Below are 25,458 nucleotides of genomic sequence, written 5' to 3' on the forward strand. Positions count from 1 at the left end.
GGCCTGGACGCCATATTCCAGCCGCGCATCACGGGTGGATCCCGGGTTCCGCTGCGCGGCCCCGGGATGACGGGGGTTGGGGCTGAACCGAAGCGATAAACCGGAAACGGTATGAACCGTCCGGACGCCGTCACCGCGAGGCGAAGCCGTGGCAATCCAGGGCACGACTCCCCCGGAAGAGGGCGCGCCCTGGATCACTTCGGCTCCGCCTCGCGACGACGAGGGAGGACACCCCTGCGATCAAGCGGATGCCGCGTGCGTTCGCCGGCCTGCCCCGCTTCCGCGGCTCCTCTTGGCCCTGGTCTTGCTCCGAAATGCCCCGAGCGCCCATGCGCGGCGCCGGCAAGCCGCGGCGGACAACGCCGTCGAAAAGGGGCAGACAATCATGATGGGCAGCATCGTCACGCGCGTGGCCGGAGCACTTCTGTGCGCGGCCGTCGCGGCGGCTCCGGTGCGGGCGGCGGACAAGCTCAAGGTGGGCTTCGTCTATGTCGGCCCGGTCGCCGATTACGGCTACTCCTACCAGCACGACCTCAGCCGCAAGGCGCTGGCCGAGGCGCTGCCCGACAAGGTCGAGACGACCTTCCTCGAAAACGTGCCCGAGGCCGACAGCGAGCGCGCGATCGAGAAGCTCGCCCGTTCGGGCGCCGGCCTGATCTTCACGACCTCCTTCGGCTTCATGGAGCCGACCCTGAAGGTCGCCAAGAAGTTTCCCAAGGTGAAGTTCGAACACGCCACCGGCTACAAGCGCGCCGACAACGTCTCGACCTACTCGGCCCGCTTCTACGAGGGCCGCTACATCTGCGGGAAGATCGCGGGCAAGCTGTCGAAATCGGGCACCGTCGGCTACATCGCCTCCTTCCCGATCCCCGAGGTCGTGAGCGGCATCAACGCCTTCATGCTCGGCGCGCAATCCGTCAACCCGGACATCAAGGTCAAGATCGTCTGGGTGAACACGTGGTTCGACCCCGGCAAGGAGGCGGAGGCCGCCAAGGCGCTCTTGGCCCAGGGCGCGGACATTCTGACCCAGCACACCGATTCCGCGGCGCCGCTGCAGGAGGCCGAGAAGGCCGGCAAGCTCGCCTTCGGCCAATCCTCCGATCAGTACCGCTTCGCCCCGAAGGCGCAGCTCACCTCGATCGTCGACGACTGGAACGGTTACGTCATCGCGGAAGCCAAGGCCGTCCTCGAGGGCGCGTGGAAGAGCCATGACACCTGGGGCGGCATCAAGGACGGCATGGTCGTGCTGGCGCCGTTCACCAACATGCCCGACGACGTGAAGGCGCTGGCCGAGGAGACCAGGAAGGGGATCGTCGAGGGTAAGATCCACCCGTTCCAGGGGCCGGTGCTGAAGCAGGACGGCTCGGTCGCCGTGAAGGAGGGCGAGCATGCGCCCGATCCGATGATTCTCGGCATGAACTGGTACGTGAAGGGGATCGACGACCGGCTGACGCAGTAGAACGCGCGGGTTCCCGAAAATGAGGCGCCGCCGGAGCGATCCGGCGGCGCCTTTTCTCGTTTCGAGGCCGGTCAGGGACGCGGCGGTGGCGGCAGGCGGCGCTCTTCGGCCGGGGGCGGGGCCGTTTCCACCGGTACGCCGGCGCCGGGTGCCACCGGGATGGCGTCGCCCGAGCCGATGGCCTCCTGCTCGTTCGGGACGGCGGCCGCTCCTTCCGTGCCGCCCGGCGCGGTCGCCCCCGGGCTGCCGGCCGGGGCGCCTGTCGATCCTTGGGCGAAGGCGGCACCGCCCAGGCCCGCGAGGGCCCACAGGCCGAGGACGGCAGTCGTGATGAGACGCATGTGATGGACTTTCCGGTTGCGGATGGGAGGCGAGGTGGTGTCGGGCTGCATGGACGCCGAGAAGCGACTCACCGGTGACGCTTCCGGTGGAAGCGGGCGGCCTTTCCGCGCCGCCCGCCCGGGGCGGTGATGCGAGACTGGCCGGCCGGCGGCGTCACCGTGCCCTGCGCGCGAGCACCCGGGGCCGTGACGATGCCGCTGCCGAAACAGGAGGCTGCGACGATCCAAGCGAGGAGGGGAAGGCTGAGGCCGAGACCGGCCCGTTTCAAGCGCATTGTGAGGGCTCCCGCAGGGCCGTGATGGCCGCCGCTTGCGCCGTCGTCGGCAGCAAAGGCCGTGCCGCCGCCGTTCGGGCAATCGGCCGACTCACCCGAGGATCGGCAACAGCAGCCGCGACGGACGCTCCGCCCCGTGGCACAGGGCGAGCACGACCACCTGCGCCTGCATCGCCGCAGCCGCCTCCGGGCTGCTCCCGGTCCCCGGATTGACGGCGAAGGCCGGCCAAGCGGCGGCCTGAAGCGACAGACGCAGGCGCTGTCCGGGCCGCAGCGTGCAGCACACGCCCCGCATGGCGATGCGTCGGGGCCCCGGCGCGTCGGCGTCGGCGACCCGCAGATGGCCGGCGGTCAAGGTGAGCGCGCGTCCGTCCGGCTCCACGAGGGAGAGCGTGGCGTGAAGGTCGTGGCTCGCCGCCGCGGTCTCGACGAACACCTCTGCCGCCACCCGGCCGGCGAGTTGCAGGGGCGCGGCGATCACCGGGCCGTCATAGACCGCCACGTCGCTGCGATCGTCCAGGGCGGCGCGGTCCTGGTAGCCGGGCGGCGTCCCCCAGGCCCCACCGACGATCGGCGCGGGCCGCCAGGGATCGTGCACGAGGCGGTCCTCGCCTGCCTCCCCCGGCGCCGCCGCGAGCCGACCGCCCGCGGCGGTGGCGGCGAGACCGTCGGAGGCGAGATGGAGCGCCGTCGGCTCGGGCTCGGGCCAGGCGGAAAAGCCGGCCCAGCCGCGGCTCCCCACGTCGAACAGCCGGACGGGCGCACCCGGATCCTCGCGCCCGAGCAGCACGTGATCGAGGAAGGCGACCGTCGCGGCATCGACCGGCGTGACCGCGTCCGGCCCGAGATCGAGGCCGCCGATCCGGCGGCCCCAGGGGGCGTGCGTCCAAGGCCCGATCAGGAGACGCTGCGGGGCGGGCCCTGCGCGGAAGGCCTCGTAGGCGCCGAGCGTGCCGTCGAGCAAAAAATCCTGCCAGCCGCCGACATGCAGGCCGGGGACGGCGAGGTCGCTCCCGGCGAGGCGGCGGGCCGGTGCGATCCGGTCCCAGTAGGCCGGATCGTCGCCGAGCCAGTCGAAGTAATGGTGGTCGGCGGCATGCTGCGCGAGGATCTCGGGCCGCGCCGCGACCGGTCCGCTCCAGGGCGTGCCGCGCGCCGCGGCGGCGAGCGACGCGAAGGCGGCGGCATCGCCCCGGAGCCGGGCGACTTCGGCTCCCATCTGGCTCGCCCAGCCGATATTGCCGGCGAGCCCGAAGGCGCCGCCGGTGAAGGCCCAGTCGTCGCGGATGTCCCATCCGCCCATCGCCGGCACGATCGCATCGGGGCGCTTGGTGCCCGCCCGCAACGCGCCTTCGAGCGCCAGGAACTGCGTCACCGCCTGATAGCTGAAGCCGTAGGTCGCGACGCGGCCGTCCGATCCCGGCAGATCCGCCGCCCAGGCCAGGGTCGCCGCGCCGTCCGCGGCCTCGTGCTCGAACAGGCGGAACCTGCCACCGCTGCCGCCGCGCCCGCGCACGTCCTGCGCCACGACGAGGTAGCCGCGGGCCGCGTACCAAGCCGGGTGCGCCAAGGTCAGGGTCGAGGCGATGGCGCGGCCGTAGGGCTGGCGCATGAGCAGGACGGGATGGCGGCCGGGGCCGGCGGGACGCCAGACGTCGGCGGCGAGTTCGACCCCGTCGGGCAGCGTCAGCGTCGCGGTTTCGGGCTCGGCGACGGCGAGCGGGGTGTCAGCGGGCATTGAAGGCGGTCCCGGAGCGCAGCCAGTCGAGGGGAAAATCCGCGATCTCGCGCACCAGCCGCACCACGCCCGCGGCGGCGCGCTCGATCAGTTCGGCGCCGCGCCGCGCATCCGCCGCCGCGGCGTTGCCGCTGACGCCCGCGCGGTGGAGATCCTGCGCCATCCAGCCGAAGCCGACCCGGCCCTCCGGCGTCAGAAGGCCGCCGGCCCGCTCCATTTCGACCGAGAGCGGCGCAAAGTCCCCCGCCCGCTCCATCCGCACGAGGTCGGGATGGAGCGCCAGCATGGCGCTGGTCTCGATCTCGCCGCCATGGATGCCGTGGCGCCGCTCGGCTGCCGAGAAGAGGTCGTCCATCGGCGTCACCCCGCCCCAGCTGCTGCCGACCGCGAGCATGCCGAGCCGCACGCGCAATTCGCGGGTCACGATCTCCATCACCTGCGGCTGCCCGCCATGGCTGTTGAGGATCAGGAGGCGGCGGCAGCCGGCGCGGTGCACGCTCTCGGCGGTCTCGATCCACAGGCGCGCCAGGGTGTCGTAGGAGAGGCTGAGCGTGCCGGGGAAGGCATGGTGCTCGTTCGACTTGCCGACGGGCAGCATCGGCAGGACCAGCGCCGGCAGGTCGTCGGGCATCAGGGCCACGGCGCGGGCGAGGATGCCGGCATTGATCGCCGCATCGACCCGCACCGGCAGGTGCGGCCCGTGCTGCTCGACCGCCGCCACGGGCAGGATCGCGACGAGCGGCGCCCAGTCGAGGCGTGAGAAGTCTTCCGTCGTCAGGTCCCACCACCAGCGCGAGGCGGGGCGCATCACGTTGCCGCCGCGTTCTTCGCGGCGCTTTCGGCGGCGCTCTCGGCGGCGTTCCGCGCGAGGTCGGAGCGGGCGAGATCCGCCTTGGCGATCTTGCCGGTCGGAGTCATCGGCATATCCGGTACGACGACGAGGACGAGCGGATCGAGGTCGTAGGGGACCCGCCCCTCGATCGCGGATTTCAGCGTCGCCGCGTCGAGGACGGCGCCGGGCTGGGCTTGCGCGAAGGCGACCGGTCGCTGGCCGAGCGCCGGATCGGCGACGCCGACCAAAGCCGCCTGGGCCACGCCGGCCTGCGCCGTCAGCGCCTCCTCGACGTCGCGCGGATACCACAGGCGCCCGGCCACCTCGACGAGTTCCGCCCGGCGGCTGCGCAGCGTCACGCAGCCCTCGTCATCGAGGAGCCCGAGATCGCCGGTGCGCAGGTAGCCGCCGCGCGTCGCCGCCTTGGTCTTGTCCGGCTTGCCCCAGTAGCCGGCCATGAAGCCGCCCGTGAGCGCGATCTCGCCGATCTCGCCCGGCGGCAGCCTGCGGTCGTCGGGACCCAGGATGAAGACCTCCTTGTCGGGCAGCGGCGGCCCGACCCGCCCGAGCCGCGCATCGTCCGGCTCCAGTTCCGGGTAGCCGAGGCCGACGAAGCCGCCGAGTTCGCTCTGGCCGTAGCTCTCGACCAGCGGCAGGCCGAGCTCGTCGCGCCACGCCGCCTTGAGCGTCGGCGGCACCGGCCCGCCGCCGGAGATGCCGAGGCGCAGGGCCGGCGGCGGCGCGCCGCGGCGGCGGGATTCCTGCAGCACGTCGTCGAGGATCGGCGGGTTGGCCACGAGGCTCGTCGCACCGCGGGCGCTGAGCGCGTCGTAGCCGCCCTCGCGGGTCCAGAACCGCATCACGTTGATCGCTGCGCCGACGGCGAGCGGCGGCAGCAGGTTGGCGACGAGCTGGTAGGAGCTGGAGAGCGCCGAAGGGCCGAAGGAGACGTCGCCCGGCCGCAACCGGAGCCGCTCGCCGATGCAGCGGCTGGCCCGCACGGTCGGCTCGTGGCGCAGGCACGCGCCCTTCGGCTTGCCCGTCGTGCCCGAGGTGTAGGACAGGTGGGCGATGGCGGTCTCGTCGCCGGGATCGGGCGGCGCCGGCAGGGCCGCCGCCAGCATCTCCGGCAGGGAGAGGGCGCCGTCCTGCGCCCCGTCCATGCACAGGCGGGCGCGGACCGTGCCGACGGCGGCGCAGGCCGCGGCCACCTGCGCCTCCATGTCGTGGGTGTAGACCACCGCGCTCGGCGTGTGGTCGGCGAAGTAGTCGGTGAGTTCGTCGGCGAACTTCACGTTCACCAGGGCGGCGATGGCGCCGATCCGCCACGCCCCCAGCATCGCCACGATGTAGTCGAGCCCGTTATGGGCGAAGATCGTGACGCGGTCGCCCCGGCCCACGCCGAGATCGTGCAGGGCGCCGGCCATGCGCTCCATGGCATCGGCCGCACCGGCATAGGTCAGGCCGCGGTCGCGATCGACCCAGTGGAAGGCGGGCCGCTCGGGATGGCGCTCTGCGCCGAGCGTGAGGAGACGATGCATCAGCATGGCGGGACTCCGGTTGTCGGGGTTCCTTGGGGAAGCAGGAGATCGTTGGCCTCACAGCCGCTCCATCCGCCCCCGCACCCGGGCGATGAAGGCACGGCGGCGGGCGTCCGAGGCGACGTTCAGGTGATAGAGCGCGAGGTATTCGGCACGGGCCCGGCGCGCGGCGAACCAGCGGAGGTAGCGCGTCACCATCCGGCGGGGCGGATCCTGCATCGCCAGCGCCATCCAGCGCGGGCGGCCGTAGGTGACGACGCCGATGACGCGCTCGAGGGAAGCGAGCATCGGCCTGACCTGCTTCGGATCCGAGAGGTCGAAGGCCACGCCCGGCATCATCAGGCGATCGAAGAAGCCCTTCAGCATGGCGGGCGGACCGAAGCACCAGGTCGGGAACTGCACGATCAGCACCTGCGCCGCCTGGATGCGGGCGACGTAGTCTTCCAGCCCGCTCCGGTTCACGGCGAGGTTGTGGTAGTTTCGGCGCCCCTCCGCGGTCAGGACCGGATCGAAGCCCTCGGCGTAGAGGTCGAGCAGATCGACCTGATGCCCGGCCCGGGCCAGTCCTTCGAGGGCGGCCGTGCGGATCGCGCCGTGAAAACTCTCCGGCAGCGGGTGGCAGTAGAGGTAGAGGACGCGCGCCACGGCGGTCAGGCCGGCCGAGCGGCGGGGGTGAACGTCCGCATCTTCCCCGGGTTCATCAGGCCCATCGGGTCGGTGAGCCGCTTGAAACCGAGCTGATCGGTCTCCGCCCGCTTGTGCCGCGTGCCGTCCTCCAGGGTGTAGACGTGCGGGTTGGCGATCGAGACGCCGCGCGCCTCGTGGGCCTCGATGATGTGGTTCAGCCTGTCCGCGTCGGTGAATTTCAGGAGGGGGATGCCGGCATAGGTGAGCCGGCCGGCGAACTCGATGAGCTCGAGATGCGGCACGATCTCGTCGGGAAACAGCGCCGCCATCTCGGCGACGCTCCCCATCAGCCCGTCGGCCGGATGGAGGCTCTGGAGGTAGGTCCAGCTCCGGTCGGTCTTGAGAACCTGCAGCGTGGTGTGGTTCCAGCTGTACTCGTAGAGCGGGGTGCGGCCCGGCGAGTCGTCGAGCGGCGTCTCCAGGGTGATCGTGCCGCCCTCGCGCGCCACCCGTGCCCGGAAGGCCGGCAGGCTCGCCTCCGCCACCATCGCGATCAGGATCGCCTGCCCCGGCGGGCACTGCCCCCGCAGCGGCGTGAACCATTGCGGCAGCGGCCACGCGATCGGCGTGACGAGCTTCTTGGTGATCGCGGGATCGCGGCCGACCGCGAGCCCGACCTCGGCCGCGGTCAGGAAGTCGTCGAAGGCGACGATGACGTCGATCCAGGGATGGACGGGGGCCAGCGGCATCTCCAGCGCCGTGACGATGCCGGTGGTCCCGTAGGCGTGCGCAATGCCGTTGACCGCGTCGCCGGTGAGTTCCAGCACCCGCGGCTCGGCCTCCAGGGTCACCACGCGGGCGGCGCGGATGTTGCCGCGCTCGCGCAACTGGCCGTAATTGACCGAGCCGATCCCGCCCGAGCCGCCGGCGACGAAGCCGCCGATGCTCGCCGTACGCTTGGTCGAGGGATGCATCCGGATCTCCTCGCCGCCCTCGGCGAGGGCGGCATCGAGCCGGTTCATGCGGATGCCCGGGCCGGTGCGCACCGCCCCGTCGCGCTGCCACTCGACCCGGTCGAGGCCGGAGACGTCGAGCACCACGCCGCCGTGCAGCGGCACCGCTTGCCCGTAATTGCCGGTGCCGCCGCCGCGCACGGTGAGCGGCACGCCGTGCCGGGCGCAGGCCGAGGCGACCGCGATCACCTCGGCCTCGCTCGCGGCCTCGGCGACGAGGTCGCCGGACAAGCCCTTCAGCGCGGCATCGAGGACGGGTGAGTACCAGAAGAAGTCGCGCGAGCGCTTGCGCACCCGCGCCGGCTCCTCGACGAGGGCAACGCGGCCGGACAAATCCGCCTTGAGGGCCGCGAGCGCGCCGGGGGAGGGATGGGCCGCCATCTCAGACCCGCGCCGTCAGATCCATCGAAGCCCGCAGCTTCGACTGGATGTACTCGCCGGCCTTGACCGGCTCGTAGCGCGGCGGGTTGGCCGCGTCGCAGCAGCTCGGCAGGCAGGCGACTTCGGACAGCTCGTTCGGCGCCGTGAAGGCGACCATCGACAGGCGCGCGGACGAGCCGGTCAGCGCGCGGTCGGGGTTCGACACCCGGTGCAGGGTCGAGCACCAGCGCTCGTTGGTCCAGCGGGCCAGGAGGTCGCCGACATTGATGACGAAGGAATCCGGCACCACGCCGGCCTCGAACCAGTTGCCGGCGCGGTCGGCGACCTGGAGGCCGCCCGGCGCCGCATCCTGCCGCAGGATCGTCAGGCCGCCGTAATCGTGGTGCGCGCCGTAGCGGAGCTGCCCCGGCATCGGCGGCTCGGCCTGGTCGGGATAGTGGACGAAGCGCAGCGTGAGCGCCGGATCCGCGAACCAGGGCGCGAAGTAGTCTTGCGGAAGGTTGAGTGCGAGCGCCGACAGTTCGGTGAGCTGCCCGGTGAGCCGCAGGATCGCGTCGCGCCACGCCTCGACGAGGCCGCGCAGCTCGGGCGGTTCCGCGGGCCAGATGTTGGGCCGTGCCGAGGCTCCCTCGCGATGGGGCGCGTTGAAGACCAGCGCCTCGCACAGGTCGGGCGGCGTCTCGCCCTGGAGCGTCCGGGCGACGCTCTCGATGCCGACCGGCAGGTAGCCCCGGCCCTTGGTCTTCTCCGGTGCGGCGTCGCGGCTCTTCACCGCGAGCGGCTGCGCGAAGTAGCGCTTCATCGTGCCGTAGAGGTCGTTCGCCAGGCGCTCGGGGATGCCGTGGCCGACGACGACCGCGAAGCCCGTCGTCTCGAAGGCATGCCCGAAGGCGCGCCCGACACCCGCCCGCGCGGCGGCGTCGCCGTGGAGGAAGGGGGCGATGTCGACGATCGGGAGATTCGCCTGCCGCATGGATGGGCTCCGTCAGGGTTGGGCGAGGAAGTCGAGCGTGTAGGCCTGCCGGACGTCGAGCGAGGCCGGGTAGAGGCCGGCCTGGGTCATGACGTCGAAGAACGAGCGCCAGCGCGCATCGGTCATGGCGCCGAGGCCGAGCCGGGCCGCGTCGCCGCCATCGACGAGGCCGCGCCGCTTCATCTGATCCATCTTGAACCGGAACAGCGCCTCGCCGCCGGTCGGCACCAGGGCGAGCACCGCCTTCATCGCCGGCTCGTAATCGCCGGCCATGCACGCCTCCCAGCCTTTCCGGCTCGCCTCAACGAAGGCACGGACGATCTTCGGCTTGGCGGCGATGAAGGCGTCGGTGGCGAAGATCGAGGTGGCGTAGTTGTCGTAGCCGTAATCGGCCAGCAGGATCGAGACCGGGGGCTCGGGCAGCGCCTTGCCGAGCAGGGCCGCGTCCTCGGTGATGTAGCCCTGCTGAACCGCCCGCTTGTCGGCGAGGAAGGGGGCCGCGGAATAGGCGAACGGCCTGAGCTGGTCGTCGGTGAAGCCGTAGCGCGCCTTCAAGAACTGCCAGAACTCGTTGCGCGAGAAGCCCCCGACCATGATCGGCCGGCCCTTCAGATCCTCCAGCCGGGCGACGCCCTGGCCGGCATGGGCCACCAGCGTCTGCGGATCCTTCTGGAAGAACGCCGCCACGGTGCGGGCCTTGATGCCCTTGGCGACGAGGTTGAGCGTGGTGAAGCTCGACCCCATGCCCATGTCGAGCTCGCCCGAGGCGACGAGGAGCGGCATGTTGACGTTGGGGTTGCCGGGCCTCAGCTCCACGTCGAGCCCGGCTCGCTCGTAGAGGCCCGTCGCCTTGGCCTGGAAGAACCCGCAATGCTCGGCCTCCGGCACCCAATTGAGGCCGTAGGAAACCTTGTCGAGGGCCAGCGCCGGCGAGGCCGCGAGGGCGGCAAGCGTCGCGAGGAGAGCGGCAAGACGGACCATCACGCGACCCTCTCGTGCGGCATCAGCGTCGGCGCCACCGGCACCGAGACCGCCGGCACCGCCTCGGACACCTCCTCCTCGCCGTGCTCGTGCAGGGCTGCCAGCAGGCGGCGGCGCATGATCATGCCGGGACGGTCGGAGGGCATGTGGCTCTCGACCTTGCGGCTCATGTCGACCGTCGCGTCCGGGTCGGTCGATTCGAGGATGTCGCGGTCCTCCTCTACGATCACCGCATCCCAGGCGATCAGCGCCTCCGTCGAGCAATCCTCCTCGCGGTCGTTGCGGTAGAGGATCTGTGCGAGCCGGATCGTGCCGTCGTCGATGGGGGTCGCCGAGTTGAAGATGATGTGCCGCAAGCCCGACGGATACTCGATGTCGAGCCGGCGGCAGAACGGCATGAACCACTTGTTGCGCATGTGGCGCTTGGTGGTCGGCTCGGCGGTGCCGGTGATGCGGTGAGCCATCGGCGGGTTGGCGATGGTGATGATCGTCTCCGCCTCGAAGCCGTAATCGGTCTCGGCGATCTCGTACTTTTCCGGGATCGGCTGGCTGATCTGCCCGAACGTGTTCTGATGGACGAAGGCGAAGTGCGCGTTGTCGAAGGAATTCTCCATCAGGCGCAGGGGCGAGGTCTTCCACACGTCGTGGAACTGCTGGATGCGCCGGTAGCCGGGCATCGTGTCCTCGGGGATCTCGGGGATCGGCGCGTAGGGCTCTTCCAGGCAGACCCAGGCGTAGCCGTATTTCGCGGTGCAGCGGTAGCTCTTCACGGCGAGCCGCGGCACGACCTGCTCCGGGCTGAACTGCGGGATGCGGGCGAGCGCGCCGTGCCGGTCATAGGCCCAGCCGTGATAGCCGCACACGATCAGGCCGTCCTCGCACCAGCCCTTGGAAAGCTTGGCGGTGCGGTGGCAGCAGCGGTCCATCATCGCCGCGGGCTCGCCCTCGCCGTCGAGGAACAGCACGATCTTCTCACCCATCAGGGTGAAGGGTTTGGGCCCGTCCGCGAGGTCGGACAGGCGCAAAGTCGCGTACCAGTAGTGGCGCCACAGCTTCTGGCGGGTCGTCAGCATGGAAGCTCTCCGTGGTGATGCCCGGCGTGAAGCCCTCCGGCATGGTTTCGAGGGAGTCGCGGTGGTTCAGGCGCGCTCGGGATCGCCCCAGGACCCGAGCGCGAGGCGGCTCAGGCCGCTCATGGCGAGGAACAGCAGGATGCCGGCGGCGGTGATCAGCGAGAGCGCGGCGAACATCCGCGGGATGTCGAGCTGGAAGCCGGCCTGAAGGATCTCGTAGGCGAGCCCGGCGCTGCGGCCTCCGGTGCCGGCGACGAACTCCGCCACCACCGCGCCGATCAGGGCGAGCCCCGAGGAGATGCGCAGGCCGGCGAAGAAGTAGCCGAGCGCGCTCGGGATGCGCAGGTGCAGCAACGTCTGCAGGCGGCTCGCGCGGTAGACCCGCATCAGGTTGGACAGGCCCGGATCGACGCTGCGCAGGCCGACCGTCGTGTTCGAGATCATGGGGAAGATCGCGATGATGGTGGCGCAGATCACCAGCGCCACCTGCGTGTCGCGCACGAGGATGATGATGAGCGGGGCCACCGCCACCACGGGCGTCACCTGCAGCATCACCGCGTAGGGGAAGAAGCCGCGCTCGATGAAGCGGCTCTGCACGAACAGGAAGGCGACGAGCGTGCCGAGCACGGTCGAGAGCGCGAAGGCGATCAGCGTCACCCGCATCGTGCTCCACAGAGCCCGCAGCAGATCCGGCCCGTTCTGGACGAGCGAGGCGGCGATCACGGAAGGCGCCGGGAACAGGTAGTCGGGGATGGCGAAGCCGCGGCAGGCCGCCTCCCACAGGCTGAGCACCGCGAGGCCGACGACGAGCGGCGGCAGCGCCGCCTGGACCCGGGGGTCCTGGATCAGCGGCCTCCTCATGTCCGCGCCTCCGCGCTGGCGGGATCGCTCGCCAGCGACGCCTCGGTCAGCAGCGACGAGAGGCGCTGGCAGTATTCGGCGAAGCGCGGCGAGCGGCGGAAGGCGTCGCCTCGGGGATGCGGCTCGTCGATGGTCAACTCGGCGAAGATCCGCCCCGGACGCGCCGCCATCACGACGATGCGGGTCGAGAGGAACACCGCCTCGTAGATCGAGTGGGTGACGAACAGCACGGTGAGCGAGCGCCGCCACCACAGATCGACGAGGTCGGCATCGAGCTTGTTGCGGGTGAACTCGTCCAGCGCGCCGAACGGCTCGTCCATGAGCAGGAGGTTCGGCTCGGTGACGAGGCCGCGGGCGATCGCCGCGCGCATCCGCATGCCGCCGGAGAGCTGGCGCGGATAGCTCCGGCCCTTCTCGCCGAGCCCGACCAGATCAAGCGCGGCCTGGACGCGGGGGGCGGCCTCGGCCTTCTTCACGCCGGCCAGATCGAGCGGAAGGCGCACGTTGCTCGCGATGCGCAGCCACGGCATCAGCGTAGCGTCCTGGAACACCACCGACATGCGCCGGCCCTCCGCGCCGACGCCGTTGAACCCGCCGCGCCACCACAGCAGGCGCCCGTCGCTGGGCTCGGCGAGATTGGCCACCAGCGAGAGCAGGGTGCTCTTGCCGCAGCCGGACGGGCCGATCAGAGACAGGAACTCGCCCTCGCGCACCGTCAGGTCGACCGGGGCGAGCCCGCGGGTGCCGTCGGCGAACACCTTCTCGGCCGAGAGGATCTCGATGGCCGGTGCCGCGTTGGCGGCGGGCCGCGTCGGCCGCTCCTGGGCGGGAGCGACCGCCTCGGCCTTTGCCGCCCGCGGATAGGCCGGAAGCGGGTTGGGAAGCGCGTTGGGAAGAGTGTTGGCTTGAGCGAGGGCCGCCATCGCGCGGATCACTCCGCCTTGGCCGAGAGGACGGGCATGAAATCGAGGCTGAAGGCCCGTTTCCAGTCCGTCGAGGCTTTGAGCAGCCCCGCCTCGACGAGGTAGTCGTAGGACGCCTTCCAGCGGGCTTCCGTCATGGTTCCGATGGGAACGTTCTCCTCGCCGCCGAGCACCTTGAGCGCCCGCATCCGCTCGATGCCGAAGGCGATCTGGCCGTCGGTCATCTTCGGGTTCGCCGTCTTGATCAGCGCGTTGGCGGGACCTGGATTCTCCATGTAGCTCTTCCAGCCCTCCATGGAGGCGGCCACGAACTTGCGCATCGCCTCGGGCTTGGTCTCGGCGAGCTTGCGCGTCGTGACGATGGTCGTGCCGTAGGGCGGGTAGCCGTCCTTGGCGAAGAGGAAGAAGTTGACCGGAACGCCCTTCTCCTGCGCCTGGAACGGCTCGGAGGAGGGATAGGCCTGCTGCACGACGTTTCTGTCGACGAAGAAGGGCTGCAGGTTGAAGGTGTAGGCCCGTACCTGACCGTCGGAGAGAGCGTATTTCTTCTTCAGCCAGGGCCACCACGCGGTCATGCCGGCCGAGGAGACGAGGATCGTCTTGTCCCTGATGCCCGCGAGCGAGGTCACGTCCTCATGGGTCATCATCCCTTGCAGGTCGTACTGGAACGAGGCGGCCACCGTCACCGCGGGCAGGCCCTTCTCAACGGCCTGCAGGACCTGGATGTCGTAGCCCATGATCGCGTCGGCCTCGCCCGCGAGCAGGAGCTGCATGCCGTTGACCTGCGGCCCGCCCATGCGGATCTCGACGTCGAGTCCGGCCTTCTCGTAGAGGCCGGTGGCCTTGGCTTGGTAGAAGCCGCCGTGCTCGGCCTGGGCGTACCAACTCGTCAGGAAGACGATCTTGTCCGCCGCACGGGCGGGCCCGGCCATCGCCAGCGTGACTGTCAGGAGGGTGAAGGCCCCCGTATCGAACCTGAACGACCGCATCGGTGATGGTCCCCCGCCGCGTTGTCCGGGACGGTTTCCTCGACGCACGGACCGTGCCGCGTCGGACCTGTCCAGACTGCCCGACACGAGGGAAGCGGAAGCAGTGCTGCAAGAAAAGCATCGTTTTCCGCGCGCAACGCTCGCAAAATCCGCACGCTGCCGAATGGCTGTGCGCTTGGTGAACCGTTCAGCGCCGCCGCGTTCCGCCGGACCTGAGGCGCGGCCCGCGCGCGACCGGACACGGGGAGTTGGCAAGCTCCCTGCAGAATGCCGGCACGTTGCGCCGAGGGTGCGCGACGGGACGCGGGCGGAGGCCGCAACCCATGCTGCATCATCGCCTGCTGGGATACCTCGACGAGGTCGCCCGCAGCGGCTCGATCCGCCGGGCGGCCACGCGCCTCAACGTCGCGTCGAGCGCCGTCAACCGTCAGATCCTCTCGTTGGAGGAGGAGATGGGAACGCCGCTGTTCGAGCGGCTGCCGCGGGGCCTGCGCCTCACCGCGGCGGGCGAGGTGCTGGTGCGGCACGTGCGCGACACGCTGAACGGCCACGAGCGCATGCTGGCGCAGGTCGCCTCGCTCAAGGGACTGACGCGCGGCGAGGTGACGGTGGCGACGATGGCGAGCATCGCCGCCGGGGTCCTGCCGGGGGTGATCCGCACCTTCCGCGAGACCCATCCCCGCATCGTCGTCAAGGTTCTGGTGCTGCCGGTCGATCAGATTGCCGCCGCCCTCCTCGCCGGCGAGGCCGACCTCGCTCTGGCCTACCGCCTCCCGCCCGATCCGCGCATGCGCTGCATCGCCGAGTTCGAACACCGGCTCGGCGCGGTGATGGCGCCCGACCATCCCCTCAACGGCCGCTATCAGGTGCGCATGGCCGATTGCCTCGAATATCCCCTCGTCGTCGCCGACCGCTCGATGACCCTGCGCGACGTGCTCGAACTGCTCGTGCCCGAGGGCACGAGCTTCACGCCCGTGGTCGAGACGAACTCGATCGAGTTGATGAAGCGCCTCGCCCAGACGCCGCCGCACATCACCTTCGTCAATCTCTCGGATGTCGGCGAGGAGATCCGCCGCGGCGTGCTGGCCTTCACGCCGATCTCGGATGCCAGTGCGATCCTCCAGCGGGCGTCGCTGATGCAGCGCGCCCGCTCCGCCCTCGACGGGCCCGCTCACCTCCTCGCGGTCCGGATCCAGGCCGAGTTCGAGCGCCAGAGCGTTCCGGACTGAGCCGCAGGCCGCATTCCACCGCTTCCCAACGTGCCGACCGGGCTTTCCTCGAAGGGTTGAACCATGTCCGAGCCGTCGTTCCTGCCCGAGGCCCGCGCCTTCCGCCTGCGCAACGCGCGCGTGCCCGCCGCCTTCCTGACGGGCGGCGTGCCGGCCGGCGCGCCCCTCGACGGGGACGGCTGCGCGCTCATCGACATCGTCGTCGCGGACGGCGCCTTCGCCGGTCTGCTGCCGGCCGGGGGGTCGCCGGAGGCATTGCCGGCCGCCGATCTCGCCGGGCGGCAGGTCTGGCCGCGCCTCGTCGATGCGCACACCCATCTCGACAAGGGCCATACGGTCGCCCGCACGCCCAATCCGGACGGCGACTTCCCCGGCGCCCGCGGCGCCACGACGGCGGACCGCACCCGATACTGGGATGCGGAGGATCTGCGCCGCCGCATGGCCTTCGGCCTCGCCTGCGCCTGGGCGCACGGCACGGGCGCGATCCGAACGCATCTCGACAGCCAGGAGAGCGCAGGGGAGGGTGCGCTGCGCGACCAAGCCGCAACGACCTGGGCGGTGTTCCGGGAGATGCGGACGGCCTGGGCCGGACGGATCGCGCTCCAGGGCGTCGGCCTGACCCCGATCGACGCCTACGCCACCGATTACGGGCGCCGGCTCGCCGACCTGATCGCGGACTCGGATGGGCTCATCGGCGGCGTGACCCGGCCGACCGGCGGTCTGCACGGCGGGGCGCTGGCCGAGATCGACGCCCTGCTCGACCGCCTGTTCGACCTCGCCCGCGAGCGCAACCGCGATGTGGACCTCCATATCGACGAGACCGGCGATCCCGCGGCGACCTCCCTCGACGCGGTCGCGCGGGCGACCCTGCGCCACGGCTACGAGGGCCGCGTCACCTGCGGGCATTGCTGCAGCCTCGCGCTCCAGCCCGATGCGCAGGCGGCGGCCACGATCGCGCGGGTTGCGCAGGCGGGGATCCGCATCGTGACGCTGCCGACCGTCAACATGTACCTCCAGGACCGGCAGCGGGGGCGCACCCCGCGCTGGCGCGGCGTCGCCCCGGTCCAGGAACTGATGGCGGCCGGCGTGCCCGTGGCGGTCGCGGGCGACAATTGCCGCGACGCGTTCTACGCCTACGGCGACCACGACATGCTCGACACTTTCCGGGCGGCGGTACGCATCCTTCACCTCGATCATCCGCTGGCCGGTGCGCCCGCGCTCGCCGGGCCGGTGCCGGGGGAGATGATGGGGCTTCCCCATGCCGGCACGATCCGCGTGGGAGGACCCGCCGACCTGATCCTCCTGCCCGCGCGCAGCCTCAACGAGGTCGTCGCGCGGTCGCATGCGGGTCGCATCGTCGTCGTCGCGGGCCGGCCGATCGCCGCGCGGTTGCCGCCCTACGAAGCCCTGACCGGTGAGGCCGCCCCCTGGTAGACGGGCGAGGGAAGAGCGCAGGCGTGCGCAACGGCACGCGCTGCGAAAGATGCGTGCCAGAGATCCCACTTTGGCGAAAAAACCCGCAAAGACGCGCTAACTCCAAGCAAAAACTCGTTTTTTCCGGCTGAGGCGGTGAGCGGCTCCGAGCCTTCGCCTCGACTGTGCCGTATCTATGTGCACAGATCCAAAGCAGTTCATGTTGTTTTGCAAGGCATCGATGCTCAGTTTGTGGGACGTGCGGCGTCACCCGGTCCGACCGCGGCGCCGAAGCAAGTCTCGGAGATTGACGACATGATCTCACGCATCGTTGCAGGCGCGGTCCTCGGCCTCGCCCTCACCACCGCGGCCTCGGCCCAGAGCTACAACGCGCCGGCCGGTATCCCTGCCGTGACCGCCCCGGGCGGCCTCGTCGGCGCGGCCGGTCCGGGCAACGTCGAGCGCTACCTGGATCGTGGCGGCCGCTACGGCACGGTTTCCGTCGATGGCGTCTACACCACCGGCTCCACCGTCCGGGGCGCCCGCGCCGTTCCCGGGCGCTGACGCATCCGGATGGTCTGACGACCTCCGTTCCGACAGTCCAAGGGCCGGCCGCGCACCGAAGCGGCCGGCCCTTTTCATTGGCCCCATCCCGGTCATTGGCCCATCCCGGCGCCTCCGGGTGCAGGCGCCAAGGGGTCATGCCCCATCCGATCGATGCCTTCGGGATAGGGGATCGGGAATGGCGGATCAGGGCTTCGGCGGCATCCGATCGCGCCGAGGCGATGCGCGCCCTCGAGCAATGCCCGGGCTTCCTGATCCGACCGGCAGATCGACGCCAGCTTTTCGATTTTGTCGAACAATCCGTTCGATCTTATTCCAGTTTTCGGAATGCTCAGGCAGGTCCACATTCACTCCATCAGATGACGGACGAACCAGCCGTCACCGCTACCAACCGATGGAGTGTCCCATGTCCCGCATCCTCACCGCTTCCGCTCTCGCCCTGTCCCTCGTCGCCGGCATCACCGGCCCTGCCGCCGCCCAGAGCTACAATGCGCCGGCCGGCATCCCCGCCGTCACCGCGCCGGGCGGCCGGTTCGACGAGGCCGTCACCGCGCAGCGTCCCACGGCGCGCGACAGCCGGCTCGGCACCTTGCCGACGGACAGCCTGACCACGGGTTCGGTGCAGCGGGCGCGCACCGCGCGCTGAACCACCCTCCGCCCGGGCGAGACGCCCGGCGGCCGAAATCCGAAGCCCATCCTCCCGTCACCGCCACCAACCGATGGAGTGTCCCATGTCCCGCATCCTCACCGCTTCCGCCCTCGCCCTGTCCCTCGTCGCCGGCATCACCGGCCCCGCCGCCGCCCAGAGCTACAATGCGCCGGCCGGCATCCCCGCCGTCACCGCGCCGGGCGGCCAGTTCGACGAAACCGGCACCGTGCAACGGCATACGGCACGCGACAGCCGGCTCGGCCTCCTGCCGACGGACGGCCTGACCACGGGTTCCGTGCAGCGGGCGCGCACCGCGCGCTGATCGGGCCTCCGCGCGGGCGAGATGCCCGATCGGCGGACTTCGAAGCCGGTCCTCGCACGAGGGCCGGCTTCGCCGCGTTCGGCCGCGGCGTCGCCCTTGCTTGCGGGGCTCCCTACGGGGCGATGGGGCGCCGCGGGGGAGAGCGCATGCAGGGACCGGGGACGCCGACACTCGACCAACTCCGGGTGTTTCTGACCGTCGTCGAGAGCGGGAGCTTCGCCGCGGCCGGCCGTCGGCTGAACCGCGCGACCTCGGTCATCAGCTACACGATCGCCAATCTGGAGCTTCAGCTCGGTCTGCCGTTGTTCGATCGCGAGGCGACGCGCCGGCCCCAGCTCACCGAAGGCGGCCGGGCCGTGCTGGCGGAGGCCCGCACCGTCGCCCACGGCATCGACGCGCTGCGGGCCAAGGTGAGCGGCCTGCTCGGCGGTCTCGAAGCCGAACTCGGCTTCGTGTCGAGTGTGCTGATGCCCGGCGCCCGGCTCGTCGATGCGCTCACCGCGTTCCAGGCGGCATTCCCGACCGTGTCGCTGCGCCTCAATGTCGAGGCGCTCGGAGCGGCACAGCAATTCGTCGTCGACGGCCGGGCCGATCTCGGGATCAGCGTGGAGCTGTGGACCCGCGACACCGACCCGCTCGAACTGATCGCCGTCGGCGACGTCGAGATGCTGCCCGTGGCCGCGCCGAACCATCCTCTCGCCCGGGCGGGCGGCCTAGTGCCGGGGGCGGCGCGCGAGCATATCCAGCTCGTGATCACCGACCGCTCGCCGCTGTCACAGGGCCAGGAATTCGGCGTGATCGCCAACCGCACCTGGCGGCTGTCGGATCTCAGCACCAAGCACACGCTGCTGCTCGCCGGAATCGGCTGGGGCAGCATGCCCGCGCACATGGTCGAGGCGGACATCGCCGCGGGCCGCCTCGTCGAGCTGAACCTGCCCGAGGCCAGGCGCCGCCGGCTGCCGCTCACCGTGATCTACCGCACCGACCATCCCCCGGGGCCGGCCGGGCGCTGGCTGATCCGTCGCTTCGTCGAGCAGGCGGAGCGCGAGGCCGCGGTACGGGCGGCTTGACGGGGGAGGGGGTCAAGCGCCGGAGCCGGCCGCGTCCGTCCCCGGATAGACCAGCGGGTCGCCCGCGCGCCGGTTGTCGTAAACCGGCTCGCCCGCGACCCAGGTCGCGCGCACCGTGCGGTGGTCGCCGAGCGTCATCAGTACGAACAGCAGCTCCTCGATGCTGCCGCAGGTGGCGGTGCGGAAGTTGAGCAGCGGCGTCGCCGCGAGGTCGAGGACGCAGAGATCCGCATCATGACCCGGCGCGATCCGGCCGATCCGGTCGTCGAGCCGCAGCGCTTCGGCGCCGCCGAGCGTCGCGAGCCAGAACCCCCGGACCGCGTCGAGCTTGGTGCCGCGCAACGCGGCGACCTTGTAGGATTCGCCGAGCGTCTTGAGCAGCGACAGGGTCGTACCGGCACCGACATCGGTGCCGAGCCCGACCCGCACCGGCCGGCGCGGATCGAGGGCGTCGAACAGCCGGAACAGGCCGCTGCCGAGGAAGCCGTTCGAGGTCGGGCAATGGGCGATCGCCGCCCCGCGCGCGTGGCAGGTGCAGAAATCCTCCTCCGACAGGTGGATCGCGTGGCCCAGCACCGTGCGCGGGCCGACGAGGCCAGACTGCACGTAGACGTCGAGATAGCTCGCCCGGTCGGGGAACAGTTCGCGCACCCAGGCGATCTCGTCGGTGTTCTCGCACAGATGCGTCTGGAGGAAGAGGTCGTCGTGTTCGCGCATCAGCGCGCCGGCGGCATCGAGCTGGGCTTGCGTGCAGGAGGGGGCGAAACGCGGGGTGACGCAGTAATGCTGGCGCCCTCGCCCGTGCCAGCGGGCGATCAGGGCCTTGCTCTCGTCGTAGCCGCGCTGCGCCGTGTCGAGGAGACCGGCCGGTGCGTTGCGGTCCATCAGCACCTTGCCGGCGATCATGCGCGTGTTGAAGCGGGCCGATTCGGCGAAGAACGCCTCGACCGAGCCGGGATGGACCGTGCAGTAGACCACCGCCGTGGTGGTGCCGGCACCCAGGATCTCGCGGAAGAACAGCTTGGCGACCCGCTCGGCATGGGCCTGATCCGCGAACTGCAGTTCGGCGGGGAAGGTGTACTTCTCGAGCCACGCCAGCAGTTGCTCGCCGTAGGAGGCGATCATCTGCAGCTGTGGATAGTGGACGTGGGTGTCGATCAGGCCGGGCAGGATCAGGGCATTCTCGTAGGCGACGACCTCCACCCCCGGCGGGATCCTGCTCGCCAGGCTCGAAAAATCGCCGAAGGCGGCGATGCGTCCGTCCTCGATCAGGATCAGGGCGTCGGCCACATGCTGGAGGCAATCCTCGCTCAGGAAGGGGTTGCCGGTCAGGCTCACCGCCTGTCCGCGGATCGCCCGAATCCGGGCCGGTGGCGCCGTCACGCGTCCGCCTTTTCGCGCAGGGCCATGAGGCTTCGAAAAATCCGGTCGGGGGCGAACGGCGTCGCGGTCAGCCGCACGCCGGTGGCGTCGCGGATCGCGTTGCCCAAGGCGGCGGCGACGGGGTTGTAGGGCGCCTCGCTCATCGATTTCGCGCCCAGCGGCCCGACCGTGTCGTGGGTGTCGGCGAACAGGACCTGCGTCACCGGCACGTCGGCCATCGCCGGGATGTGGTAGTTGCGCAAGGTCCGCGTGACGGCCCCGCCCGCTTCGTCGAAGCGATAGTCCTCGTAGAGAGCCGCGCCGAGCGCCTGCGCCACCCCGCCCTCGATCTGCCCGCGGCACTGCATCGGGTTGAGGACGCGGCCGGCATCCGCCGCCTGGACGCTCTTGAGGATACGGATCTCGCCGGTCCGCGGATGTACGGCCACGCGAAAGGCCTGGACGTTGAAGGCGACCGAGCGCGGCGTCCCGTCGGCCTCGCCCGCGGCTTCGAAGACCGCATCTTGCGCGAGGGTGGTCAGCGCGATGAGGCCGGCGGGTGTCTCGACGCCGTCCCGGGTCAGGCGGCACGCGTCCGCGCCGACGCCGGTCCGCTCGGCCGCCGCCGCGCGGAGACGGTCGGCGAGCGCCGAGGCCGCACGGAAATTCGCTTGGCCCGCGACCACGGTGCCGGTGCTGCCATAGGCGCCGGTATCGTGCGCGACGGCGTCGGTGTCGGCCTGGATCAGGCGGATGCGGTCGGGCGTGGTGCCCAGCACCTCGGCGGCGATCTGCCCGTGCACGGTGCTGGTGCCGTTGCCGAACTCGGCGGTGCCGACGGCCAGGGCGTAGGCCCCGTCCGGTTCGAGGTGGATGCGGGCATGGGCGACGTGGCCGCGCGGCGGGATCGTGTCGATCATGGCCATCGCCATGCCCTCGCCGACGCGCCATTCCGGCCCCGGCGGCGGCGCGCCGCTATCGTCCGCCAGGGCCGCCTGTGCGCGGTCGAGGCACTGGTCGAGCCCGTAGGAGCCGTAGACGACATCGTGCGGCTCCAGGCTCGTCGACACCATCGGGTCGCCCGGCCGTACGGCGTTGAGGCGGCGCATCGCGAACGGGTCGATCCCGAGCGCCCGCGCCAGTTCGTCGAGCGCCGACTCGACGGCGAAGATGGTCTGGCTCAGGCCGTAGCCGCGAAAGGCCCCGGCCGGCAGGGTGTGGGTGTAGACGGCGTAGCCCTCCACCCGCTTGTTCGGGCAGGCATAGGCGGCGATGCTCTCGTTGCAGCCGTGATGCAGCACGCCGCCGGCATGGTTGCCGTATGCGCCGGTGTTCGAGAGCACCTTCAGCGAGAGCGCGGTGAGGCGCCCGTCGGACCGTGCGCCGATCTTGACCCGCACCCGCATCGGGTGGCGCGTCGTCGCCGCCGTAAAATTCTCTTCGCGGGTCATCTCGTAGGAGACCGGGCGGCCGGTCCGCAGCACGGCGAGTGCCACGAGATCCTCGGTCAGCATCTCCTGCTTGCCGCCGAAGCCGCCGCCGACCCGTCCGCAGAGCACGCGCACCCGGTCCCGGCCGAGATCGAACAGGCGGCACAGGGCGTCGCGGGTCAGGAAGGGCACCTGCGTCGAGGAGCGCAGGACCAGCCTTCCGTCCGCGTCGAGCCAGCCCAGCGCCCCGTGCGTTTCGAGATGCACGTGCTGCACCCGCTGCGAGACATACTCTCCCTCGTGGATATGGTCGGCTTGGCCGAAGCCCGCCTCGACATCGCCGATGGTACCGTGCGCCTCGGCCGCAAGGTTCGGGTGCGCGAGGAGCGGCGGCGCATCCGCGCCGGGCTGTGGCGGGTCGCGGTCGGCCGGATCATGAACGAGGGGCGCGTCCGGACGCAACGCCGCCTCCGCATCGAACACGGCGGGCCGCACCTCGTACTCCACCCGCAGCGCCCGCACGCCCGCCGCGGCCGCCGCCGCGCTCTCGGCGACCACCGCCGCGACGCGCTGGCCGTGGAAACGGATCACGGAATCGAGCACCGCCGTATCGGCGGCGTCGTCCAGGGGGTTCTCGTGCCGCCCGGTCGAGAAGCGGCGGCGCGGGGCGTCCTCGTGCGTGAGCACCGCGACCACGCCGGGCACAGCCAGCGCCGCCGCCCGGTCGATGCTCCGGACACGGGCGTGGGCGTGGGGGGCGCGCAGCACCTTCAGGTGCAGCAGACCCGGCACGGCCGTGTCGAAGGTGTAGGCGGCCCGGCCGGAGACGAGGGCGCGGCTCGCCGGGGCCGGCAGGGAGCGGCCGACCGGCCCGCCCTCCGCGGTCTGCGGCGCGTCGGCATGGGCGATCCCGGCCACGGCGTCGCGGATCGCCCGGTAGCCGGTGCAGCGGCAGAGATTGCCCTTGAGCGCGCTGCCGAGATCCTGACGCTGGCCCTGGTCGAGGGCGACCGCCGTCATGATCATGCCCGGGGTGCAGAAGCCGCACTGGAAGCCCTGCGCCGCGCAGAACGCCTCCTGCATCGGGTGGAGGTGTTCAGGCGCCGCATCCTCCGGCGCGCAGGGGCCGGCAAGCCCCTCGATGGTGGTGACGCCGCGCCCCTCCGCCTGGAAGGCGGGCATGAGGCAGGAATGGACCGGCTCGCCGTCGAGATGGACGGTGCAGGCGCCGCAATCGCCGGCATCGCAGCCCTTCTTGACTCCGAACCAGCCGAGATCCCGCAGCAGCGTGCGCAGGCACTGGCCGGGATGCGGCGCGGCCTCCTGGACCTGCCCGTTGACGGTGAGCCTCATCGGGCGAGTTCCTCCCGGATCTCATCGGCGAGCAGGCCGGTGACATGCCGGCGCCAGTCCGGCGCGCCGTGGACGTCGTCGTACCAGCCGTCCGTGGGGATCGCCGCCGCGATCGCCTGCTGCAGCGCCGCCGCAGCCGGGGGGGCATCGAAGCGGAGCTGGACCGGGCGCGGCGTCGAGGCCGTCACGGTCAGGGCGAAGGCGCCGGCCCGGTCGAGCGTCCCGATCACCAGAGCCCCGGAGCGCCCCTCGGGGGAGAGGGCGATGCGCCGGAAGGCCGTGCGCCGCCGCAGCGCGGAGGCCGGGAGATCGATGCAGCGCAGGATCTCGCCGGGGGCGAGCGCCGTCCGCTGCGGCCCGAGGACGAAGTCGGTGACGGACAGGCGCCGCTCGCCGCCGCCGGGCCGGCGCAGCACGCAGGTGCCGTCGAGCGCCGCGGTCAGCGCGATCATCGGGCCGGCGGGCAGGGCCATGCAGAGATTGCCGCCGACACTCGCCCGGTTCCAGATCTTGAACGAGCCGAGCAGCGCCCGGCAGCATTGGCCGACGAGCGGAGCCGCGATCCACTCCCTCGGCAAAGCGAGCCGATCGAGTTCGGCGATCGTGCCCGTCGCCGACAGGCGAAGGCCCACCCCGGACAGCTCGGCCGCCGGCCATCCGAGGGCGGACAGGTCGATCAGCCGGGTCAAAGCCGGCTGCGGCTCGGAAAACAGCCACGTCCCGCCCGCGAGCCACGCATCGCCCTCGCGCCAGGCGGGCAGTTCGTCGAGGCGAGCCGGGCTCAGGACGGCGGTGATCGTGTCGAGATCCATCGGAGGCCGGTTCGCCAGTTTCTGTCCGACGGCGGGCGTCGGAGCTTACACGGTTTCGAGGTGATGACTTCAGGGTCTGCGGGCAATCGGCGGAGCGCAGCGCCGCTCTGCCCCCCGCTTCGAACCCCTCCCCGAAAGGAGGAAGGGACGCGCGTGCAGCGTCCTTCCGGGCCTACTGGCCCTCGGCGGCCGTCACCGCATGCGTCCACGCCCCCTCGGGCTTGCGGGTGATGACGGGCTGGTCGGTGCCGCCGGCGAGCAGGATCGCGACCGTGCGGTCGTAATCGGCGGGATCGAGTCGGCCACCGGACGTGTCCAGCAGCTTGGCGATCTCGCGCATCATCCGCTTCTGGTGCTTCTCGGTCTGGGCGCCGCTGGCATCGTTCTCCAGCACGATCTCGGCCGCTTCGTCCGGATGCTTGGCGGCATAGGCCCAGCCCTTCTCGGACGCCGCCACGAACTTCGCCAGTCGGGCGACGAAGGCCTTGTCCTTCAGCTTCGGCTCGAGGGCGTAGAGCCCGTCCTCGAGCGCGGCGACGCCCTGATCCTCGTAACGGAAGACGACGAGCTGCTCCGGCTTGAAGCCGGCATCGATTACCTGCCAGTACTCGTTGTAGCTCATGGTCGAGACGCAGTCGGCCTGCTTCTGGATCAAGGGGTCGACGTTGAAGCCCTGCTTCAGAACCGTCACGCCCCCGGGGGAGCCGTCGGTCTTGAGGCCGAGCTTGGCCATCCAGGCCAGGAACGGGTACTCATTGCCCGCGTACCAGACCCCGAGCGTCCTGCCCTTCAGGTCGGCGGGGGTCTTGATGCCGGTGTCGGCGCGGCAGGTCAGCATCAGGCCCGACTTCTTGAAGGGCTGCGCGATGTTGACGAGCGGCACGCCCTTCTCGCGCGAGGCCAGCGCCGAGGGCATCCAGTCGATGACGACGTCGGCGCCGCCGCCCGCGATGACCTGCGGTGGCGCCACGTCGGGCCCGCCCGGCTTGATCGTCACGTCGAGCCCCGCCTCCTTGTAGTAGCCCTTGGCCTGCGCGACGTAGTAGCCGGCAAACTGCGCCTGGGGCACCCATTTGAGCTGGAGCGTCACCCGCTCCGCCGCCCGCGCGCCGCCCGCGGCGAGCCCGAGCAGGGCCGCCCCGGCGCAGAGGAGCGCTCTCATCATTTTCCCTGCCATCTCAGCCTCCTTCAGCCTATCCCCTGCGGGACTTTCCCCCGCGGCCTTCGGGCCGTGGTTTTTCGAAGCG

Annotated in this window: 24 protein-coding genes; 7 read left to right on the plus strand and 17 right to left on the minus strand. The window is 71.2% G+C overall.

Annotated features, from left to right (window positions below):
* Window positions 1-385 precede the first annotated feature (385 nt).
* A complete protein-coding gene (locus tag ABS772_RS14090) occupies window positions 386-1,459 on the plus strand; it encodes a BMP family ABC transporter substrate-binding protein (protein ID WP_289014280.1) in 1,074 nt (357 codons plus the stop codon).
* Window positions 1,460-1,530: 71 nt separating this feature from the next.
* Here the strand turns inward: ABS772_RS14090 and ABS772_RS14095 are convergent, their stop codons facing one another.
* The 12 genes from ABS772_RS14095 to ABS772_RS14150 all read right to left on the minus strand — a co-directional run bounded on the left by ABS772_RS14095 (window position 1,531) and on the right by ABS772_RS14150 (window position 14,007).
* Entirely contained in the window at window positions 1,531-1,800 is a 270-nt protein-coding gene (locus ABS772_RS14095; protein ID WP_350395457.1) for a hypothetical protein, read from the minus strand.
* A 366-nt stretch (window positions 1,801-2,166) separates the two neighbouring features.
* On the minus strand, window positions 2,167-3,813 hold the full coding sequence (locus ABS772_RS14100) for a CocE/NonD family hydrolase (RefSeq protein WP_350395459.1): 1,647 nt from the start codon (window positions 3,811-3,813) through the stop codon (window positions 2,167-2,169).
* Window positions 3,803-4,621: a creatininase family protein gene (locus ABS772_RS14105; RefSeq protein WP_350395633.1), complete on the minus strand. Its 819-nt coding sequence runs from the start codon at window positions 4,619-4,621 to the stop codon at window positions 3,803-3,805. Before ABS772_RS14105 ends, ABS772_RS14100 begins: the two co-directional genes overlap by 11 nt.
* Complete coding sequence (locus tag ABS772_RS14110; RefSeq protein ID WP_350395460.1) at window positions 4,621-6,192, minus strand: class I adenylate-forming enzyme family protein; 1,572 nt, start codon at window positions 6,190-6,192, stop codon at window positions 4,621-4,623. The genes ABS772_RS14105 and ABS772_RS14110 overlap by 1 nt, the downstream gene beginning before the upstream one ends.
* A gap of 51 nt (window positions 6,193-6,243) precedes the next feature.
* Window positions 6,244-6,831, minus strand: coding sequence for an NAD(P)H-dependent oxidoreductase (locus tag ABS772_RS14115; protein WP_350395461.1), 588 nt, complete (start codon window positions 6,829-6,831; stop codon window positions 6,244-6,246).
* A 5-nt stretch (window positions 6,832-6,836) separates the two neighbouring features.
* Window positions 6,837-8,207 (minus strand): FAD-binding oxidoreductase, encoded by a 1,371-nt coding sequence (locus ABS772_RS14120; RefSeq protein ID WP_350395463.1) that lies wholly within the window; start codon window positions 8,205-8,207, stop codon window positions 6,837-6,839.
* Window position 8,208: 1 nt separating this feature from the next.
* Window positions 8,209-9,180 (minus strand): isopenicillin N synthase family dioxygenase, encoded by a 972-nt coding sequence (locus ABS772_RS14125; RefSeq protein ID WP_350395464.1) that lies wholly within the window; start codon window positions 9,178-9,180, stop codon window positions 8,209-8,211.
* Between the two features lie 12 nt (window positions 9,181-9,192).
* On the minus strand, window positions 9,193-10,161 hold the full coding sequence (locus tag ABS772_RS14130) for an ABC transporter substrate-binding protein (RefSeq protein ID WP_350395465.1): 969 nt from the start codon (window positions 10,159-10,161) through the stop codon (window positions 9,193-9,195).
* Window positions 10,161-11,234, minus strand: a complete 1,074-nt coding sequence (locus ABS772_RS14135; protein ID WP_350395466.1) for an aromatic ring-hydroxylating dioxygenase subunit alpha — start codon at window positions 11,232-11,234, stop codon at window positions 10,161-10,163. The genes ABS772_RS14130 and ABS772_RS14135 overlap by 1 nt, the downstream gene beginning before the upstream one ends.
* Before the next feature lie 66 nt (window positions 11,235-11,300).
* The gene (locus ABS772_RS14140; RefSeq protein ID WP_350395467.1) at window positions 11,301-12,095 is read right to left on the minus strand and encodes an ABC transporter permease; all 795 of its coding nucleotides are present in this window, start codon (window positions 12,093-12,095) and stop codon (window positions 11,301-11,303) included.
* Window positions 12,092-13,018 (minus strand): ABC transporter ATP-binding protein, encoded by a 927-nt coding sequence (locus ABS772_RS14145; RefSeq protein ID WP_350395468.1) that lies wholly within the window; start codon window positions 13,016-13,018, stop codon window positions 12,092-12,094. The genes ABS772_RS14140 and ABS772_RS14145 overlap by 4 nt, the downstream gene beginning before the upstream one ends.
* A gap of 8 nt (window positions 13,019-13,026) precedes the next feature.
* On the minus strand, window positions 13,027-14,007 hold the full coding sequence (locus tag ABS772_RS14150; RefSeq protein WP_350395469.1) for an ABC transporter substrate-binding protein: 981 nt from the start codon (window positions 14,005-14,007) through the stop codon (window positions 13,027-13,029).
* A gap of 323 nt (window positions 14,008-14,330) precedes the next feature.
* Between ABS772_RS14150 and ABS772_RS14155 the strand changes: the two genes are divergently transcribed.
* The 3 genes from ABS772_RS14155 to ABS772_RS14165 all read left to right on the plus strand — a co-directional run bounded on the left by ABS772_RS14155 (window position 14,331) and on the right by ABS772_RS14165 (window position 17,213).
* Complete coding sequence (locus ABS772_RS14155) at window positions 14,331-15,236, plus strand: LysR family transcriptional regulator (protein ID WP_350395470.1); 906 nt, start codon at window positions 14,331-14,333, stop codon at window positions 15,234-15,236.
* 63 nt (window positions 15,237-15,299) lie between these two features.
* Window positions 15,300-16,670, plus strand: a complete 1,371-nt coding sequence (locus ABS772_RS14160) for a cytosine deaminase (protein WP_350395472.1) — start codon at window positions 15,300-15,302, stop codon at window positions 16,668-16,670.
* A 294-nt stretch (window positions 16,671-16,964) separates the two neighbouring features.
* Entirely contained in the window at window positions 16,965-17,213 is a 249-nt protein-coding gene (locus ABS772_RS14165; RefSeq protein ID WP_350395473.1) for a hypothetical protein, read from the plus strand.
* Between the two features lie 92 nt (window positions 17,214-17,305).
* Here ABS772_RS14165 and ABS772_RS14170 read toward each other — a convergent pair whose 3' ends face one another.
* Window positions 17,306-17,560 (minus strand): hypothetical protein, encoded by a 255-nt coding sequence (locus tag ABS772_RS14170; RefSeq protein ID WP_350395474.1) that lies wholly within the window; start codon window positions 17,558-17,560, stop codon window positions 17,306-17,308.
* A gap of 59 nt (window positions 17,561-17,619) precedes the next feature.
* Between ABS772_RS14170 and ABS772_RS14175 the strand changes: the two genes are divergently transcribed.
* From ABS772_RS14175 to ABS772_RS14185, 3 genes are all read left to right on the plus strand, one after another.
* Complete coding sequence (locus ABS772_RS14175; protein ID WP_350395475.1) at window positions 17,620-17,859, plus strand: hypothetical protein; 240 nt, start codon at window positions 17,620-17,622, stop codon at window positions 17,857-17,859.
* An 85-nt stretch (window positions 17,860-17,944) separates the two neighbouring features.
* Complete coding sequence (locus tag ABS772_RS14180) at window positions 17,945-18,184, plus strand: hypothetical protein (RefSeq protein WP_350395477.1); 240 nt, start codon at window positions 17,945-17,947, stop codon at window positions 18,182-18,184.
* Between the two features lie 146 nt (window positions 18,185-18,330).
* Window positions 18,331-19,254, plus strand: a complete 924-nt coding sequence (locus tag ABS772_RS14185; RefSeq protein ID WP_350395478.1) for a LysR family transcriptional regulator — start codon at window positions 18,331-18,333, stop codon at window positions 19,252-19,254.
* Window positions 19,255-19,266: 12 nt separating this feature from the next.
* Here the strand turns inward: ABS772_RS14185 and guaD are convergent, their stop codons facing one another.
* The 4 genes from guaD to ABS772_RS14205 form a co-directional block, all read right to left on the minus strand.
* Entirely contained in the window at window positions 19,267-20,637 is a 1,371-nt protein-coding gene (guaD, locus tag ABS772_RS14190) for a guanine deaminase (protein ID WP_350395479.1), read from the minus strand.
* Window positions 20,634-23,399 carry a molybdopterin-dependent oxidoreductase gene (locus tag ABS772_RS14195; protein WP_350395480.1) on the minus strand — a complete coding sequence of 922 codons (2,766 nt, stop codon included), beginning with the start codon at window positions 23,397-23,399 and terminating at the stop codon, window positions 20,634-20,636. Before ABS772_RS14195 ends, guaD begins: the two co-directional genes overlap by 4 nt.
* Complete coding sequence (locus tag ABS772_RS14200) at window positions 23,396-24,211, minus strand: FAD binding domain-containing protein (protein ID WP_350395482.1); 816 nt, start codon at window positions 24,209-24,211, stop codon at window positions 23,396-23,398. The genes ABS772_RS14195 and ABS772_RS14200 overlap by 4 nt, the downstream gene beginning before the upstream one ends.
* Before the next feature lie 172 nt (window positions 24,212-24,383).
* Complete coding sequence (locus tag ABS772_RS14205) at window positions 24,384-25,373, minus strand: ABC transporter substrate-binding protein (RefSeq protein ID WP_350395634.1); 990 nt, start codon at window positions 25,371-25,373, stop codon at window positions 24,384-24,386.
* Between the last annotated feature and the right edge of the window lie 85 nt (window positions 25,374-25,458).

The sequence above is a fragment of the Methylorubrum podarium genome, from assembly GCF_040270385.1.
GTDB lineage: Bacteria > Pseudomonadota > Alphaproteobacteria > Rhizobiales > Beijerinckiaceae > Methylobacterium > Methylobacterium podarium.